The 1,840-nt window shown below is 36.4% G+C and carries 2 protein-coding genes; both read left to right on the plus strand.

Annotation, left to right across the window (positions count from 1 at the left end):
• Nucleotides 1-239: hypothetical protein (locus tag H540_RS34275; RefSeq protein ID WP_034671721.1), on the plus strand; the 239-nt coding region annotated here is incomplete at its 5' end.
• Between the two features lie 669 nt (nt 240-908).
• Entirely contained in the window at nt 909-1,691 is a 783-nt protein-coding gene (locus H540_RS0122125) for a M12 family metallo-peptidase (RefSeq protein ID WP_028402419.1), read from the plus strand.
• The last annotated feature ends 149 nt before the right edge of the window (nt 1,692-1,840 follow it).

The following is a 1,840-nucleotide window of genomic DNA, read 5'->3' on the forward strand; positions in this document are numbered from 1 at the left end:
CAGCTAATCAGGTACGCAAAGCTGAGGGCAAAGGTTTTGGCAATCTGCCGGTTTTTATATTATCTTCGGCTAATACTATTAAAGAGTATCCAGAATGGTTAAAACTTCAACAAAGTATGACATCCTGGTCTACTAGTAGTCAGAATAAAATTGTGTCGGGAAGTGGTCATTTCATTCAACTAGATCAGTCTAACATTATAATTGAATCTGCAAAAAACATTCTCAATCAAAAGCAGTAGAAACACGATAAAACTAGCAAAACATAAACTTCCTATATGTTCAGGAGATGGGTGCTTTAATGGGGGAAGGATCACAGAAATAATCAAACTTTTTTCAAAACACGCTCTTTTTTTGTTCGTTTATCAAGGTTATTAGTATCAATTTGATCAATCGCTATTCTAAAGCTACACTTGATGGCAATGGGACAAAGCCCTAGATACAAAAAGAGCCATGTTTAAAACTTGGATCCTTTTGCATGTAAAGGTATTTTGTGTAAAATGTCAATTCGAATTTATAATAATTCAGATGAAAAGATAATTTCAATCGGTAAAATATTGCATTTAATCGATAAGGAAACAAATAACAACACCCCTCCTGGCTGTTGGAATATGCAAGATTTTATACAGTTTTTCGGTATACCGGATCACAAACTGGAATCTGAAAACCTGCACCATTGCGGCAATGTATAAAATCATGCATATTTCATAATAGTGGAAAATAAAAAGAACCCTTGGTACAAAAAGATTCTTGAATTGAAACAACTACCGATAATGAGATGTTATGTAAACCTCACATGTATAGGGTATACATTATTTTTTTCGGTAATAGTTGTCCAAGCACTCTATTAAATTTCTTAATATATTGAATATGTACGAGCATTATCAGAATTTTAATTCAGGAGTGAAAAAATGAATTCTAATAAAAAATACCGTCAAAAATATATGCCTTATACGACTAACAAATTTGGCTATACGTATGAGAGTGATGATATTCATTGTAGTAGTCAAGAGTTTAAAAAACACTTTCCAGAGTTATGTGGAAGTGAAGAAATTCCACGTAGGGGTGAACAAGTTGTATTTGATGAAAGAAGTAATGTGGGAGACCCATATGTTACTTTAAAGATATTTTTTGTTAATGATCCCCAAACCGGTTGGAACGGAACAGAGTGGACGAGAGTTATTGAAATTCTTAGAGAGGCAACTAAAGTGTGGAAAAATTTCGGAATAACGTTGACTCAGGATTTTCCTTGGCCTACAACCGTTCACTATTTTTCCACGACTGAAAAGAGCAAAAATTTCGCAATTCCTATTACGACCGATGATATGACATGTGATGAAGCTCATAAATTCGACCGGATAAATAGCGGTTTATATCAATATAATCAGGATGACAGATACATCTCCGTTTTCTTTATGCCGGGTTCAGGCAATAATTTTTGGGGATGCACTTGGAACTTACCAAGTACTTCTGGTGGTATATCATATATTTTTCTTAATGATAAGGCAGACTACAAGACATTGGCACATGAAATCGGACATTCCCTAGGACTTCCGCATGATACTAGGCCTGATAATTTAATGTTTTCAGGCCTTCCAGGAACGAATCTCGATCCAAACCAGAGAGCACAGGCACTGAGCAGCCACTTGGTAACAAACCAGCCCTTACCAAATACAGTATACTATCCAGTGTGAATTTTAACACTGCACCCTATGTTTCTCTGTAACCAGTAAAAAGCCCGTACAAGCCTAATACAGAAGCCGCACTGCAAGAGATCAGTTGTTTGCTAAATTGTGAGGTCAACCCTGCGGTCCCCCCTATTCCCCCCCTATTCCCCCCCCTA

Source organism: Ectobacillus panaciterrae DSM 19096 (genome assembly GCF_000430785.1).
In the GTDB taxonomy this organism is placed as follows: Bacteria; Bacillota; Bacilli; order Bacillales; family Bacillaceae_G; genus Ectobacillus; species Ectobacillus panaciterrae.